The following is a 16,019-nucleotide window of genomic DNA, read 5'->3' as shown; positions in this document are numbered from 1 at the left end:
TTAGTAGACCACTTTGTTAAGCGGATACTCGATAATCCCTTCGGCTCCGAGGTCTTTAAGAACAGGGATAATCTCCCGAACAACCGACTCTTCGATGATGGTCTCAATTGCAATCCAGTCCTCATCTGCAAGCTGGGAAATAGTTGGGTTGCGCAATGCAGGCAGTTTTCCCAAAAGAAGATCTTGTTTCGACTTTAGTATATTCAACTTTAGGCCAACTTTGCTGTCAGCTTCGAGAGCGGCTTGCAGAAGCATGCTGATCTGTTCGATCTTTTTGCGTTTGATAGGATCTTCCCAACTCGCTTTGTTAGCAATGAACTTGGTGTTGGTTTCAAGGAGAGTGTCCACGATCCGCAGATTGTTAGCTACCAGCGAGCTTCCGGTTTCCGTAAGATCGACAATCGCATCAACCAAGTCCGGGACTTTGACTTCAGTCGCACCCCAGGAAAACTCCACGTGAGCGTTCACACCTTTGTCGGCAAAGTATTTCCTGCAGATATTTACAACTTCGGTGGCCACATATTTGCCTTCAAGGTCTTCTGCTTTCTGAACCGGGGAATTCTCAGGAACCGCGAGGACCCAACGCGATTTCTTTCGTGACGCCCTACTATATATAAGGTCACAGACTTCGATGACATCCGCATTATTTTCAATGATCCAATCGTGGCCTGTCAGGCCACAATCAAAATAGCCATGCTCAACATAGCGGCTGATCTCCTGCGCACGAACAAATCGACCGTCAAGCTCAGGGTCATTGATAACTGGCCGATAAGACCGGGAACTTATGGAGATCTTAAACCCAGCCTTCGCAAAAAGTTGGATCGTGGATTCTTCGAGACTCCCTTTTGGTAGCCCGAGCATTATGAGTGACGTTTTCATAGAAATTATCTGTTGCACTTTGGTTGCACAATTTTCTGCCTCAACAATAAAATAATAGGATCTTTTCGCCTCACCGGACCTTTTCCTGGCTCCTTCGATTCGAGGATATTATGTTTTTCGGCTGAAATTTACCGCATCGTCTTTCATTCTTTTGTGAAACAAGGCTTCAAATTTGTAAAAAACGCCTTTATTAGCCCAATTGTAAAAAACAATAAATCATCCTTTCCCAACCAATAACCCTTTAGGCCAATAACCTGAAAATCCCAAATCCAATCCTATTATGGCTGAACCTAGACCGCTCATTTTGGTTGTTGAAGACCAAAAAGACCTAGCATCCCTCATTAGCACCCAACTCGAAACATCCGGCATGGTGTGTCAGGTTGCATACACAGCTGACGCTGCATTTCGTTTTTTGAAGCGAAACCATGTAAACCTTATGCTGTTGGACATCAATTTGCCTGACCGCTCCGGGACCGATTTGTTGGACGACCTCGTGAGCGAAGATCTCAAGGTACCCACGATATTTTTAACTGCTTACGATTCTGAGAGCCAGATCGTTCAAGGGCTTACTCGTGGGGGAGATGATTACATCACCAAACCCTTTAGTTTTCCTGAATTGGTTGCACGTATCCGTGCAGTGCTTCGCAGAACCGAAACGGCGGCAGATCATCATATCACCAAGAATGCACAAATCTCTCAGGATGCATTTCAATTCTGTGGAGCATCTGTAAATCCATTGCGCTTGGAGCTCATATTTCCGAACGAAACGGTTATAAAAATTGGCCGGAAAGAATTAGGCATTATGGCTTTTCTAGTTTCCAACGAAGGAAAAGTTATTACCCGAAAGGCACTGATACATGGTGTCTGGGGTGTCCACGCCGACGTGAAAAGTCGTTCACTCGATCAATACATCGTAAAGATTCGCGATCACTACAACAAGAACGGTCTCACACTGGCAGCCTTCAGAACGATCCACGGCGTAGGTTACATTATACGACCCCACGAGTCCTGACGATGAGGAGTAAAGTCGTTTCGGGACTTTAGTTAAGATCTTCTGGTCCCAAATTAGGGACCCTCAGGGTTCTGTGCGAAATTCCGCACCAGATGGTGAAATCACAGAAGAGGTTTGATACACTGAACCTGGAGCAACCGGTCCGACGCGCTGGTTCTTCAAAGAGCCTCCCGGGCTAACCATATTTGCGGTTACAAAGATTAAGAGACTTCGCTTCTGCGTAGATTCTCCCTTCGACTGGAAAAAGCGACCAAGTAAGGGGATGTCACCCAAGAAGGGTACTTTGTCATTCACCTCTTTGACTTCCTCGCGGGTGAGCCCGCCCATCACGACAGTTGCACCATCCCAAATGGTCACCCGTGTTTGTACCTCTCTTACTGAGAAAATTGGCTGATAAAACCCGGATGGAACTAATACTTCCACTCCACCTGAAATGGCCAAACTCGGGCCGCCATACTCAACAAATCCATCGAACTCGGTTACCTTTGGATGTAAATCTAGAGTTATACTGTAGTCATCTTCCTCCACACGTGGCGTAACGGTAAGCTCGACTCCGATATCCCGAACGGTGAAGTCTTGAGGAGTACCTGCCGCAATGGCCACACCAGCTGATCCACCACTAGTCCCGCCAGTTAGAGAGGAACCAGATCCCACCTCAGGTTCGATATCACTATAGCGCTGCGGATACAGTAACTCCTGGGCGACTTTGATCGTAGCCAGATCTCCCGAAAGTACTGTTACCTTAGGTGCACTTAAAAGATCTGACCCGGACTTCTGCGATAAGGCTCGAAGCATAGCGGTAACATCAAACTCTCCTAAAGTTCCCGTAGTCACAGCCAAGGGTGAAGAGGAATTGGAAACCGCATTTTCTCCAGGAATTTGCGGAGGAATAATTTGAGCGATGGATTGCCTATCAACAAAAATGTCCGATCCATTGGATATTTGGTCGAACGCATTTACAATAGAGCGATTTGAGGATGCCACAGTTTGAGCCAAATCGCTGCTGATCGCCGACCATTGCAACCCCAATTCACTCAGATCGCCTTGGGCAACCTCCAGAAACTTGGCTTCAATTTCCACCTGACGTACCTCATCATAGCGGTTTAGAATGTTCCTGATTCGCTCTTGATTACGTCGAGTTTGAGTAACAATCATCGACGACCCATCATAGGCCAGACTACTGCCAGGTATGCTTATAAAATCCACTCCGGCTTGCTGAAGAAAGCCCTGAAGGGCGGTGTCTTCATTCACGCCTCCTTGGGAAAATCCCGAGGCGAGAGGTGCGAACGGATCGGACGAGGAAGAAGAATCATCCTGACCTACTCCGATACCTGTCATGCGAATAAAGGTGGAGCGAGATATCGGGAAGAACTCTGTTTCAAGATTCGAAGCAGCTCCTCCTTCTCCTGCACGAATAACGACGGCGTCAGGCTCCACGTCATATTGGAATCCCACGGAATCGACCACGAAATCTAATACTCGTTTGAGCGACAGGTTGCGAAGAGATATATTGATCTTCGGATCTGCCCGACTGGGATCAATGAGAACAATGTTTACCCCCTTATTTTCGCCGAACCCAGTATCAAAACGCATCGATTGCTCATTCAACGAATTGACGACCCGACTAAGCTCCATATTCGAAAACGAAACAGTAGGTATGATAATTGAATTCAACTTTTGAAGCATTAACAAGGGATCCCGATTCTCTTCTCCGCCAGATACCGACTGCACAGTTAAATCAGCGCGCAGCCATGCATCCGAGACTTCATCAAGCATTTCTATTCGAGAATTTCGACGATTGTCATCCGCGGGATTCACTCCAATCGTTTCGAAAAACACGGGGGCAGGTGGTGTCCCCTGGTATCTGGATGAAGCTGGGAATGATGAATCGGCGCTATAGCTAGCTGGCGCTGTCGCGTAGGTGGGAGATTCAACACGGGTGTTTAAGGCCTCGCCACGGTCAAATGCCTGTTTTAATTGCTGGAAACGTGAAGAATTTCCTTCGATGGTAGCCAGCGCTGTTAGACTTTCCCAAGCAGCTTGTTGCTGTCCATTACGCAGAAGTGTATTGGCTTGGTTAAACAGAGCATCCGCCTTTTGGGCGTTAAGCCGACCACGTATAGATTGGGTTTTCACATTTTGGGGCAAGTCTCGTTGCGCACTATAAATGACTCCTAAGGCGCGATCGTAATTTCCACCCCGAACCATCATCTCGCTTTCAATCAATGCACGTTCGGCGCGGCTGATCGCTTGGCGCTGTCTTTCCATTTCGCTACGCATCAATGCATCCACTTCGCTGGAACTTAGGGTCGGCAAAGATTCGGTCGTACCATTCCTCGTATTATTTTCGTTTTCGATGAGTGAATTGACATCACGGAGGGTGGATTCAACCAGCGGGTCACCCGGAGAGTCTTTGGACAAAATTTCCAGATTTTGCCTGGCAATATGGAGGTCACCAGAATCCCGAGCAGCGAGCGCCTGCGTAAACAGGTCCATCTTCTCTTGGGGACTGAGCGCGGCGAAGGTGGAGGAAACAATCCCCAGGCCGACCAAAAATACGACAAATGTGAATGAAGAATGCAGAGCCGTGCTAATACATTTCATAGCATAAAAAACTGATTAAAATGAGCCCGGCGATGGATCGGATAGCCGAGAGTTTAGGTTCGAAAAATCTTGTACGTTAAAGCTTCCGGAAGGTTGGAGAACTTTGACGACCTTGTCACCAACATCCGTGGAAGTTTTTTCAACGGTGGTTGAATTTGATACCCCATCTACCTTGCCAATCTTATAATTGGCCGATGCCGATTCCCAAATCTCGCTAGTCGCCAGGGCAATAGTACTTCCGGAGGGAGTACGAAAACGTGCAATTAAATTTTCCAGGTAAGTAACCTCGTCGTGTTTAAGAATATAATTTTTCCCACTGAGCAGGTCTTCAATGGTTGCTTCACCAACAAGATCAAATGCCTCCGTGGCGCCAGCCTGAGTCGTTTCAGCGACCATTCGCATCTCGCGGAAGCTTGATATCCGAATGCCAAGTTCAGACAAAGTCTCTCCCGGGGCGCAGAAAACATCCTTGCCGGTTTCACGATTCTCAAGCGTTAGCAAATAGTTTCCCCTGGAGCCTGCGTAGGACACCAATTGAAACCGATAAGGTTGTGGCACAATTTCGATTAACTCTAATTCAAAAGGTTCTTCCTCGGATTCCTCATTTGGAAAAGGCGGAGTAACAGTGAAGGTTTTTGTCTTCTCATCGTAGTAAATGACCGGAGGTGTAAAAATATCGAAGATCCAATTGGGTCCTCCCTGAGGATAAGGCTTCCCCCAATCAATGCCAGGGCTTGAATCTTTAATTGCTCCCGCAAATCCGGGGAATTCGAATGATAATTTGGGGGACGCACGTGCGCTTGAGGTGTGGCCAATTTCGTTGGACAGCAAGGCCCAGAAAACAGCCGAAACGACCAAAAAAGCTCCAACCACAGCCAACATCTTTTCTTTTTCCTTAAAGTTAAACACCTGGCGTCGTCTCCTTCCCGGTGTAGACCTCGAGCCTCAAACTAAAGGATGATAGATTGTTGCGGATGATCGGGATGGGGCCTTCTTCGACCGCCGGATCGCCATCCTCGATAAGTAAATCAAACGGGTTCCTGGTTTCCGCATCAACTTCGTCAATAGATTCAAAGCGATCCAGAGGCTGGACCACCAAACCGGTTACAACAACAGGGAGAGGAGCACTCAATAAACTCTTTAAATATAGCCGAAGAGATTCCGTGTAACCTTCAAAGACCAATTCGAAAGTAAACGATTCAAAGCCGGGCCTTCCTTCGTCTCCGACCAAGGCGTCCGGGTACTCCACCCGGGGTGTCTGGCGCGAACCAGCCGCCTGCTGCAATAAGGTTGGCTCTTCCCGTTTTACTACCAAATACTCCCTTTTGAGGGAGGTCAAAGCTATGGGTCTCGCTTGGATTAGAGGCTCCAGCAATACAGTTGCGGCCAACTTCTGTCTCATAACCGCTTCAAGGATTCCCGGTTCAGGACCTTGTTGCTCGAACTGCGAAAAACCGAATCGCAACCCCTCACCCATGTTGACCCCGGCCTTGACAAAACGTTGGGCCATTTCTTCGACAAATCCTGCGAGCTCGAAATAAGCAGCAGTAGAATTTCCTGAGAAATCCGGGACATTCCGTGCAACGTCGGCGAACAATTGAGCATCTAACTTGGCATGTACTTCGTTCAGAGATTGAATTGCCTCTTTTAAGGCGGCATGAGCTGCGGGGCTCGGTGAAACAGGCCCCGCGTGAGAAAACTGTATTCGCCGTTGAAGTGAATCCAGGTCGCCAAGCTTGGCATTGCGCCGGTTATGACCCCAGAGGATGAACGCAAGAACAAGCACCAGACCGAGTCCGAAAATAAGAACGGGCTTTTTTAGAGTATCGACTGGAAAAGATAGTGACATGAATTAGAGAGACGTTTCCGGTTTAATCACCAAAGAAAAATCAAACCGCAAAATACCAGGGCGTGAGGTGTCAAAACGACGATCCTCAACCATCTCGATGAACGGAGAATTTTCAAATGACCCAAGAAGTGTTTCCACTCTTCCCCGGGAGTTGTTACTAACCAGAGAAAGCGGATTTTCCCGATCAAGTAGCCGTCCGGTAACACGAAGCCGTTTAGCGGCATCGGAAGACTCGGATACTTCCGCTTGAATTGATTCCAGCCAAACATCCTCAACTTTGTTCAAGCGGGTTTGAAGATCCGATAAAAAGGTGACCCAAGATTTCCGCTGTTCGAGAATTTCGGACTTTGTGGAAGCTGTTGCCAGGAGGTGCGTGTAGGAATCGTAAGCTTCACGGACTTCCCCTGCCAAGGATTCAAACGGAGCAAGTTCCCCTTCCAGCGAAGTGATTCGACTCTGTAAATTCCAGGCGCTTACATGAAATCTTAAACCAATAACCATTCCAGCGAGCAGTACCAAGCAAGCGGCCGCAATCCACCAGGGTTTCTTTTCGGAGAACTCCAGTTGATTGCTCACCGCGCCTGGGAGAAGATTTCCTGGAACGAAATCAGGATCCAACTGCGCTTGGAACAGGCCAATAGGTGAAGGCAACAGGTAGTTGATTCGGCTGGTTTGAGTTGTCGGCAAATTGCGGCCCGAAATAATTCCGCGAAAGGGATCATAGGGGCTGGTGGTGATACTTGTTTTTCTTTCAAGAAAATCTGCCAATCCAGGGAGCTGACTCGCACCTCCCGTCAGAAGAATACGCGCAGGGTTACCGCATTGTCCCTGTCGGCGATAAAGTGCAAGTGAGCGCTGGACCTCGTTGACCAGGCGCGTAACAAATCCTTCAGATGCCTGATTCAATATAACCTGGATTTGCCCTTCAGACGGCGATCGGACACTTTCAAGTTTGAGCGCCTCAGCATCCACAAAAGATTTTTTCAACTCTCTGGCGATCGATTGAGTGATCAGGCTTCCGCCAAAATTAAAACTTCTGATGAAAGGCAAATCACCATCAGCCGACACGGTCAGGGAAACGGACCGGGCACCGATATCTAGAAGGACAGATGCTCCGGTTTCACTTCCATACTGTGAGATCAAGGCACTTAGCTCCGTCGAGATATGGGCATCAATCTGGCGAGGGTTAACTCCCTGCCTCTTAAGCATGGCCAGGAGATCTTCCAAAAACCGGGAGGCGACAGCTTGAACCAGAACATCTCTTTCAAAACCATCGTCTTTCAGAATACGGTAGGTCCATTCGAATCCTTCAAGTCCATTGGGCAAAGCATTCTCGGCTTCAAACCGGATGACTTCACGTTGTCCATCACCATCGATTCGGGCGACCTTCAGCAATTTGGAGAGAACCGACCACCCAGGTAAAATGATATTGGTTATTCTCTCTAAGGAAACCTTGTGAGCCAACCGGGCAAGCCCCTCTTCCACAAAGTACAGCCACCGATCTTTTTGCTCAGGATCACTGTTGATTGACTCATGCGCAACCTCCTCAAGCACACAATCGTTCTGTGAGCCTTTTGAAAGGATCGTCACTGATAGATGGCTAGCGCCTAGTGAAAGAATTGATTGATCGGTCGACGCCATAATGAAAAGTGCCTGCGGTGGTTGGCGGCATGAAGTGCACAGCAACAACCAGGTGGATTACAGTTGAGGACGCACATTAGAGAAACAAGAAATATCAAGTCGGCACAGGCTCTTTAGGGTAGAAACCTACCCAAACTTGCGGAGAACTTTACACCATGGAGGACACATTCCTCCCAGTATTAATTTCTTAGTTCACAAACACATAAAATTGCGAACCTGCAAAATGAGGATTGCGGTTTTGGAGGTGAATAAACATTTTCATTTTATAGTGAAAAAGTTGGTCCTGTCTCATTCATTTTAACCGTTCCCAAACAAGCTATTCTCATGAAGTTAATCGTGATGCTCCTCACAGGCGTAACACCTTTACTACCGTTGGCTGGTCAATCGGCGGATCCCGAGCTATCCGGTAAACTCAAGGCGGTCATGCAGTTGTTCGATAAGAATCAAGCAGCGCTCAAAGAAGAAATTGTTGAGTTGAACGCGACCAATTCAGCCTTAAGCGAAGCAAACCTAAAATTATATAAAGAACTGCAAGATAGTCAGACACGCGTAGAAAACCTCGAAGCAGAAATCTTAATATTGAAGAGCAAATTTTCCGAAGTCGCAGTTAGAGGATTGGAATCTGCTTCTTTAATTTCCTCAACAGACCAAAACGCTGAAACGGCCATTGAGGGAAATACCCAAAAGAATCTCCCAAAGAAACTACCTTCCGTTGATTCAGTACCCGAAGAAACGTTGGTAAACATCAATACGGCGACGGCAGAAGAACTCGCCAAATTACCAACGATTGACGATGACATGGCCGTCCAAATCATTTCCAATCGTCCTTATCGATCCATTGATGACCTCATCATCAACCAGGGATTTGGTCCCATGAAATTGAGACGGATTACACCATTTATCACTGCTCAATAAGGCCACTTATCAGCCGCTTAAATTCTTTTCCCATCTACAATAAAGTCCTAAAATAGTCCCGTCCCATGCGCCGTATTCTATACATTACATTCTTAGCTCTAATGAATCCCCTTTTAATTCAGGCGAGTGATATCGAACTGGAGGAAAAGCTGAAGGCCGTGATGATCCTTTTTGAAAAAGGGAAACAAGGCCTGCAGGAAGAAATTGATTCGCTAAACTTGCAAGTGTCCGATTTGGAAGCGCACAACCAAAAACTGAATGAGGAGCTGGATGCCGAGCGGGAAAAAAACCTAACACTTCAAACCCAACTGCTAATCATTCATACTGAAGGATCCACCTCGAGCCTGGGCAGTGAAGTTGTCAGCACCGAGACGGTGGCGGCTATAACTGACTCTCCAGCAACTAATCCAAGAGGAGGAGCCCGGCAAGGACAACGGCAGAGAAACGGAGTAACCGTAGAGGAACCAGAAGAAGAACTCGTTCTCGACGAAGAAGATCTCGTTGATATCAATTCGGCGACCAAAGATGAACTCTTGTCCCTCCCATTGGTAAATGATTTCCTGGCTAATAATATTATTAACGGCCGCCCCTGGTCCTCCGTAGAGGATCTCATTCAACTGCAAGGGTTCGGACCTATGAAACTTAGACGCTTACAACCGTGGGTGAAAGTTGAACCCATTGAAGAGATTCCGGAAGTAGAAGCATCAGAGAACCCAGTAGATTAGACCTTTACGGCGACCAAAGCCGATCCTGAGTTGACGATCGCTTAGGTACCTACCTATTTTCATAAAAAACTGAAATTCCAGACGCCTGTAACGCCACACTATTTTAATCCATATTATTAATATTCAAGAAGCTATGAAGCCGTATATTTCTATCGCTTTTCTGGTGGCTCTCTTCGCCCCTCTAACGCTATCTTCACAATCAAATCTCGAAGATAACCTGAAAGCCGTTATGCTGCTTTTTGATAAGAACCTCAAAGAGGCGGATATCAGAATCAGTGAACTTTCCAAAGCCAACCAGGCTTTAACAGAAGCCCATGCCGCCCTTGAAAAAGAACTAATAACGGCCGCATCCAAAATCGAGGATCTGGAAAAGGAAAACAAAAGTTTGCGTCGCAAGGTTTCTGGAAGCACGGTGCGGGAACTTGAAACGGCTTCGCTGGTTACACCAAGAAATCTGGAATTAGAGGACTCGCTCTCTTCGAAGGAATCGGCTCCCAACCTGGATTTAACGCCCAAGGCTTTCACGGAGGTTAACAAGCAAACTTATGCTCCAGAACATCTTTCAGATGGAGCCGTTCTACTGGTCAACCTAAATACCGCTACCGAAAGGGAACTCAGAATGGTTCCTGGTGTTGGACCTCAATTGGCAGAACAAATCATCGCCAACCGCCCTTACGAATCCGTGTGGGATATGATGAAATTCGACGGTATTGGCAGGAAAAAGATCGATATGATTCAGCAGTATATCGTGATCGAGTGATAAAGGATCATACCTTGACCTAGAGATTCTTTTCGTAAACACGGTTGAAAGCGTCTGAAAAAAGAAGCAGCTTCCCTTTCTTGCCCATAAACCGGATCTTGAGATCAAGGTTTATCAATTCCCCGGATTTAAAGACCTGTCCACCCATCATGATTCGGGAAGACATCCCGTCACCCATGACAGCGGTGATCTCAACTTGCTTGAGGGTAAAAACGATTTCGTCATTGAGCGCTGAAGCATCCATTTCGGGTGGAGTTTGCGGAGCAGACTCGGAAACGGCAGCAGGGGAAGGTGCTGGTTCAACCAGAGTTGCCGCAGGAATTTGAGCCGTAACAGGTGCCGGAGTATTCACCACCGTTTCAACGGTTTCAACTATTGGTGCTGGCGCAGCGAACACCTGGGCTGGGGCGGGTGCCTCTGGTTCAGAGGTCGCCGGTTCTTCAACTGGAGCCGCGATAGAAACTTGATTGGTAGGCGAAACCTCAATCGCTTTAGCCGGGGGAGCTTGGGTTAATACGGGTTCTGCCGGTGCCGCATCAACAACCAATGAAGGTTCTTTGTCCTTATCTGGAAGTATCAGTAGTGCCAGCGCCCAACCACCCAATCCAACGACCAAAATAATAGTCAGGATGACCAGGAAAGATCCCTTCTTTTTCGCACGGGGACGAACACCTGTAATGGAATTGCTTAAGGGATTAATTCGGCCTCTTTCGACATCAGTCTGGGCACGTTTCAATGCATCGTTAATCAGACTCATCGCTCATTAATATTGTAAAGATTTACGGCCGCGGCGCACGTCCCAGTAATTCACCTCATCTGAACTACGGGCATAGGCTGAAAGTAACGCCTTATCACAAATGTTATTGATCATCCGGGGAATCCCGCCGCTCCATTTAAAAACACGTCTCTCAGCAACTTTAGTAAACTGAGGTCGGCCTGAAGATCCCGCACGACTCAAGCGATGCTGAATATAGTGAACCGTGTCATCGTAGGTAAGTCTCGAAAGATCATAACGGACCAAAATTCGTTGACGAAGCTGGCGAAGACGACGCTGGTCAAGCAGCTCGCTTAGCTCCGGTTGGCCGATGAGAATAATCTGCATGAGCTTTTGCGTATCCGTCTCCAGGTTGGACAAAAGCCGCACTTGCTCGAGCACTTCAAAAGAAAGATTCTGGGCCTCATCGATTATCATGACCACATCTTTACCCGCTTGATGTTTCGCCAAGGTTAATTCGTAGATCTTTTCGATGAGCTCGTTCTTCCCACGTGGAGGATTCTCGATACCCAACTCCGTGAGAATCGCGCGAAGCAACTGTGTCTCTGTCACCCGTGGATTAAGAATCAACGCGGTTTCATATTTGTCTGGATCAAGCTCGTTGAGAAGACGGCGGCAAAGGGTTGTTTTTCCGCAACCTACTTCTCCAGTCAGCACAATAAATCCCTTCTTCTCATCAATCCCATATTTGAGATGCTGAAGAGCTTCATTGTGAAACTGACTCAGATACAAAAATTTTGGGTCGGGGGTGATGTTAAAAGGCATTTCCTGGAAGCCAAAGTAGTCCTGATACATGACGCGGTTATTAAGGTTCTAGTTACCTTCCTCATGGGTTCATTTTCTTAAGATAAAGAAGGTCACGGCGATCAGTGAGCCATACAGCACATATAGTTGACACGGTTGAAATGGAATAGAGAGCCTTTTGACATAAAATTGAAGCCGTATTGGTAGTTTCACTTAATTTGGATGAAGACTGGGCACTATCGGCCTGAAACTGGCGTTTCTTTTAAAAATGGAACGTAATACAGCTTGATCACCTTCTTCCAAGGAATTGCACAGCTTTCTATCTTCACTTTTCTCTTAAACCTCTCCTAGTGTAGCCACATCCTTTTATGAAACAGTTCGTTTTAACAACGCTACTGACCTGTCTTCTGGTTATGTGCTCCCTTGTACTAGTGATTATGGCTATCGAGCTTTATAAAACGAGAAACCAGCTAACATACCTAAAATCACGCGATATGGAGTATTCGGCACGCATCCGGGAAATTGAACAGGATCTATCGGCCAAAGACGAATATCTGGATAAACTGCTCACAGATCCCGTTTTTCTGGAGCAGGTTGTGCGCGAACGTCTTGGCTACACCCGGCCCGAAGAATACATTTACCGTTTTCCAAAAGAGCAAAAAAAAACGTCTCAACATCCATGATTCATCCATTGATTGAACAATTTTCCCAAACCGGCCAAGGCCAGGTTTTTAAATTCTGGGAGGAGTTATCCGTAAACGAACAAGCAAGGTTGCTGGAAGAAGCCGCCGAAATTGATCTGGAAGAAATTGCAACCTTGCATCGTACCCTGGTTCAAGGCGGCGGTGAAGCTCATCAGGATTATACGGACCTGGAACCGGCACCCTATATAGCTCACCCAACGCAAGGTGGAGATGCAGCGCGCTGGGACGAAGCCCGCGAAATGGGCGAAACCGCTCTTCGCCGGGGTTCCGTTGCGGCATTTGTAGTCGCGGGAGGACAAGGTACACGCCTGGGCTACGATAAACCAAAAGGACTTTTCCCAGTCACGCCCATTCATGGGAAGTCTTTGTTTCAGGTATTCGCTGAAAAGATTAAAGCAGCAGAAAACACTTATGAGTCCACCATTCCGTGGTTTATCATGACTAGTAATGTGAACCATGCGGATACGGTCGATTTTCTCGAAACAAACCAATATTTCGGACTACATCCGAATCAGGTTCATTGCTTTCGACAAGGGCGCATGCCCGCTATCGACACAGAAGGGAAAATTCTCCTGTCCAGCAAAGGTTCCATCGCCATGAGTCCCGACGGTCATGGCGGCTCATTACGGGCATTGGTCCGAAGTGGAGCGACCAAAATCATGGAGGAAAGCGGGATCGATGTGTTAAGCTACTTTCAGGTAGACAATCCGCTCATCAAAGCCATCGACCCAAGCTTTATCGGATTTCATCTGCAAAGCGAGGCCGGTATGTCCAGCAAGATGATACCCAAGGCATACCCCGAAGAAAAATTGGGTGTATTCTGTAAGCAAAAGGGCAAGACCGTAGTTATTGAATACAGTGACCTTCCAGTAGACCTTATGCATGCAACGAATAAGGAAGGACAACTGAAATTCCTTTCTGGCAGCGTCGCAATTCATACCTTGTCTCGAGACTTTATTAATCAAATGGGAGGTGGCGATGCTTCCTCCCCTAGCCTTCCATTTCACCGCGCTAATAAAAAGATTCCCACGATCGACGATTCGGGAAATCCGTTTACACCGGAGTCGCCAAATGGAATCAAGTTCGAGATGTTTGTGTTCGACGCCCTTCCATTTTCAGAGAAAACGATAGTCATCGAAACCCGGCGTTCGACCGATTTTAGTCCCGTTAAAAACGCAGACGGACTCGATTCACCCAAAACCTGCAAAGAAGGCCAAATGATAGAATTTGCGTCCTGGTTTCAGTCGGCAGGTTCACCCCTTGCAAAGGATGAAACCGGAGTCCCTGTACAGCTGGTAGAGGTGAGCCCGCTTTTTGGATACGATGAGGCCTCATTCATTAAAAGCTGGAAAGCCTTATCGGAAAAGCCCGACTTAAATCAACCCATAGACCTTAAATAATTTCAATACTATGAGCCTCATCGAATCCATTAAACTGGCAGGGTCTGAAAGTAAGATTCTCCCGTCCACCGCCGAAAATATGGCCCTCTGGGTCGAAGGTAACTTCCTTCCGGATTGGGCTCTCGAAAGCATCCAGGAACTGCTCAACAAGGAAGCCTTCGAAGAACTGAACGACCGATTCTATAAAAACATGGAATTTGGAACAGGCGGTATGCGCGGCCGGACCATTGGACGCATATCCGCAGAGGCGGAACTGGGCACGCTTTCAGATTTGGGCACGCCAGCTCACCCGGCAATTGGGTCCAATGTTTTAAATGACTTTAATTTGATCCGCGCAACCATCGGCCTTTTCAACTACTCGAAACAGCATCTTAAACATTGTGAAATCTTTGACGTTCCCAAACTGGTAATCGCCCACGACGTACGCCATTTCTCTCGTTACTTTTGCGAACTTGCGGCCTCCACCTGGACACGCTTAGGCGGTTTGGCCATGATCTTTGAGGGTCCACGTTCAACACCTCATCTCAGCTTTTCCGTGCGTAAACTCAACGCCACGGCCGGGATTGTTATCACAGCAAGTCACAATCCGCCTCACGATAACGGTTTTAAAGCCTACTTCAGCGATGGCGCTCAAGTCGTCGAACCGCATGCCTCCGGAATCATCGACAAGGTAAACGAGGTGGCTCTGGCTGAAACGGCCAAACACCTAGAGATTGATCTAAGTGAAGTGGTCACCTTACCGGATTCAATTGACGAGGCTTACTTTTCTTCCGTCCTGGATGTCGTTTTGGACAAAAATTTGTTCAAGGAAAGTAAGGTGAAAGTAGTCTTCACTCCGATCCACGGTACTGGAGGGGTTGCCTCTGTACCAGTCCTCGAACGCCTGGGAGTCAGTGTAGACACCGTTCCCGAACAAGATGCTTTTGATCCCCGTTTCCCAACCGTTAAGTCTCCAAACCCGGAAAATGCCGAGGCTCTTTCCATGGCAATCACACAAGCTGAATCGACAGGAGCAGATGTGGTTATCGCCACCGATCCCGATTGCGATCGCATGGGAGTTGCGGTTCGAGACAGCGAAGGAAAGATGCAACTGTTGTCTGGTAACATGATTGGTTCTGTAATGGCCGAGTACCGGATTGGCCAAATGAAGGAAAGCGGGATACTTCCTCCCGGTGGAACGGAAAAAGCAGTCTTGATTAAGACCTTTGTTACCACTCCTCTTCAGGACGCCATAGGCAAGGCACATGGCTTGAAGGTCATTAACACACTGACAGGATTTAAATGGATCGGTGAAAAAATTGGCCAGTACGAACAACAGCTTCAAAACGAACTTAAAAAACAACACGGCTACCAAATCGACTACGATAATACGAACTACCTGAAACGCGCTGATTTACTTCAGGAGCATAGTACTTTTTATGTTTTCGGAGGCGAAGAAAGCTACGGCTACCTCGGTAGTGATGCGGTGCGCGACAAAGACGGTAATGCCGCAGTGGTCATGTTTTGTGAAATCGCGGCGTACCTAAAGAGCCAGGGGAAAACGTTCCTAGACTACCTGGACTCGCTGTACTGCAAATACGGTTACTACTTTGAAACGTTAGGAAACGTCTATTACGAAGGGGCAGCTGGAGCACAGAAAATAAAAAACATTCTGGACTCTTACCGGTCCGATTCGCCGAAAGAGATCGGCGGAATTGCGGTAACCGAAATGAAAGACTTCGGTGTTCAGATTTTTGAAGATGCGGATGGACAAACCATTCCCAAGCAGGACTTCTACTTCCTCACACTCGCCAACGGCTACCAATATGCCGTTCGAGGTAGCGGAACCGAGCCAAAGATTAAATTTTATCTCTTCGGCCGTGAAGACGTGGCGGATCCTTCCGAGCTGGAGGAAAAGAAAGCCCTTACCCAATCAGCCATCGAGTCGATGAAAGAAGCCATTCTGGCCGACACGGATGCACGGGCTGAAGGCTAGTTAACTTGCGGGAAAACTTTCAAACTGCAGATATTT

Annotated in this window: 14 protein-coding genes; 7 read left to right on the top strand and 7 right to left on the bottom strand. The window is 47.5% G+C overall.

Annotated features, from left to right (window positions below; genetic code table 11):
* Positions 1-879, bottom strand: a complete 879-nt coding sequence (hisG, locus tag O3C43_01545; GenBank protein ID MDA1065165.1) for an ATP phosphoribosyltransferase — start codon at positions 877-879, stop codon at positions 1-3.
* 280 nt (positions 880-1,159) lie between these two features.
* Here hisG and O3C43_01540 point away from each other — a divergent pair, with 280 nt between their 5' ends.
* Positions 1,160-1,891 carry a response regulator transcription factor gene (locus O3C43_01540; GenBank protein MDA1065164.1) on the top strand — a complete coding sequence of 244 codons (732 nt, stop codon included), beginning with the start codon at positions 1,160-1,162 and terminating at the stop codon, positions 1,889-1,891.
* Between the two features lie 63 nt (positions 1,892-1,954).
* On the opposite strand, the gene O3C43_01535 is transcribed toward O3C43_01540, so the two are convergent.
* Genes O3C43_01535 through pilM form a run of 4 tightly spaced genes read right to left on the bottom strand, consistent with a single transcriptional unit; the run spans position 1,955 to position 7,985 of the window.
* Positions 1,955-4,495 carry a hypothetical protein gene (locus tag O3C43_01535; protein ID MDA1065163.1) on the bottom strand — a complete coding sequence of 847 codons (2,541 nt, stop codon included), beginning with the start codon at positions 4,493-4,495 and terminating at the stop codon, positions 1,955-1,957.
* A gap of 15 nt (positions 4,496-4,510) precedes the next feature.
* Positions 4,511-5,404: a hypothetical protein gene (locus O3C43_01530; GenBank protein ID MDA1065162.1), complete on the bottom strand. Its 894-nt coding sequence runs from the start codon at positions 5,402-5,404 to the stop codon at positions 4,511-4,513.
* The gene (locus O3C43_01525) at positions 5,397-6,344 is read right to left on the bottom strand and encodes an Amuc_1100 family pilus-like protein (protein ID MDA1065161.1); all 948 of its coding nucleotides are present in this window, start codon (positions 6,342-6,344) and stop codon (positions 5,397-5,399) included. The genes O3C43_01530 and O3C43_01525 overlap by 8 nt, the downstream gene beginning before the upstream one ends.
* Positions 6,345-6,347: 3 nt before the next feature.
* The gene (gene pilM, locus O3C43_01520) at positions 6,348-7,985 is read right to left on the bottom strand and encodes a pilus assembly protein PilM (GenBank protein MDA1065160.1); all 1,638 of its coding nucleotides are present in this window, start codon (positions 7,983-7,985) and stop codon (positions 6,348-6,350) included.
* Between the two features lie 324 nt (positions 7,986-8,309).
* Here pilM and O3C43_01515 point away from each other — a divergent pair, with 324 nt between their 5' ends.
* The 3 genes from O3C43_01515 to O3C43_01505 all read left to right on the top strand — a co-directional run bounded on the left by O3C43_01515 (position 8,310) and on the right by O3C43_01505 (position 10,385).
* Positions 8,310-8,900, top strand: a complete 591-nt coding sequence (locus O3C43_01515; GenBank protein ID MDA1065159.1) for a helix-hairpin-helix domain-containing protein — start codon at positions 8,310-8,312, stop codon at positions 8,898-8,900.
* Between the two features lie 101 nt (positions 8,901-9,001).
* Positions 9,002-9,625, top strand: coding sequence for a helix-hairpin-helix domain-containing protein (locus O3C43_01510; protein ID MDA1065158.1), 624 nt, complete (start codon positions 9,002-9,004; stop codon positions 9,623-9,625).
* 133 nt (positions 9,626-9,758) lie between these two features.
* Entirely contained in the window at positions 9,759-10,385 is a 627-nt protein-coding gene (locus O3C43_01505) for a helix-hairpin-helix domain-containing protein (GenBank protein ID MDA1065157.1), read from the top strand.
* 19 nt (positions 10,386-10,404) lie between these two features.
* Here the strand turns inward: O3C43_01505 and O3C43_01500 are convergent, their stop codons facing one another.
* Both O3C43_01500 and O3C43_01495 read right to left on the bottom strand, forming a co-directional pair.
* The gene (locus O3C43_01500) at positions 10,405-11,142 is read right to left on the bottom strand and encodes a hypothetical protein (GenBank protein ID MDA1065156.1); all 738 of its coding nucleotides are present in this window, start codon (positions 11,140-11,142) and stop codon (positions 10,405-10,407) included.
* A 6-nt stretch (positions 11,143-11,148) separates the two neighbouring features.
* Positions 11,149-11,955, bottom strand: coding sequence for an AAA family ATPase (locus O3C43_01495; GenBank protein MDA1065155.1), 807 nt, complete (start codon positions 11,953-11,955; stop codon positions 11,149-11,151).
* A gap of 317 nt (positions 11,956-12,272) precedes the next feature.
* On the opposite strand from O3C43_01495, the gene O3C43_01490 reads away from it, so the two are divergent.
* From O3C43_01490 to O3C43_01480, 3 genes are read left to right on the top strand one after another with little or no spacing between them, the layout of a single operon-like run.
* Positions 12,273-12,587 carry a hypothetical protein gene (locus tag O3C43_01490; protein ID MDA1065154.1) on the top strand — a complete coding sequence of 105 codons (315 nt, stop codon included), beginning with the start codon at positions 12,273-12,275 and terminating at the stop codon, positions 12,585-12,587.
* The gene (locus O3C43_01485) at positions 12,584-14,008 is read left to right on the top strand and encodes a UDPGP type 1 family protein (GenBank protein ID MDA1065153.1); all 1,425 of its coding nucleotides are present in this window, start codon (positions 12,584-12,586) and stop codon (positions 14,006-14,008) included. The genes O3C43_01490 and O3C43_01485 overlap by 4 nt, the downstream gene beginning before the upstream one ends.
* Positions 14,009-14,018: 10 nt before the next feature.
* On the top strand, positions 14,019-15,983 hold the full coding sequence (locus O3C43_01480; GenBank protein ID MDA1065152.1) for a phospho-sugar mutase: 1,965 nt from the start codon (positions 14,019-14,021) through the stop codon (positions 15,981-15,983).
* The last annotated feature ends 36 nt before the right edge of the window (positions 15,984-16,019 follow it).

Source organism: Verrucomicrobiota bacterium (assembly GCA_027622555.1).
In the GTDB taxonomy this organism is placed as follows: Bacteria; Verrucomicrobiota; Verrucomicrobiia; order Opitutales; family UBA2995; genus UBA2995.
Note: the sequence above shows the minus strand (reverse complement) of the source record. Positions and strands in the feature narration are given on the sequence as shown.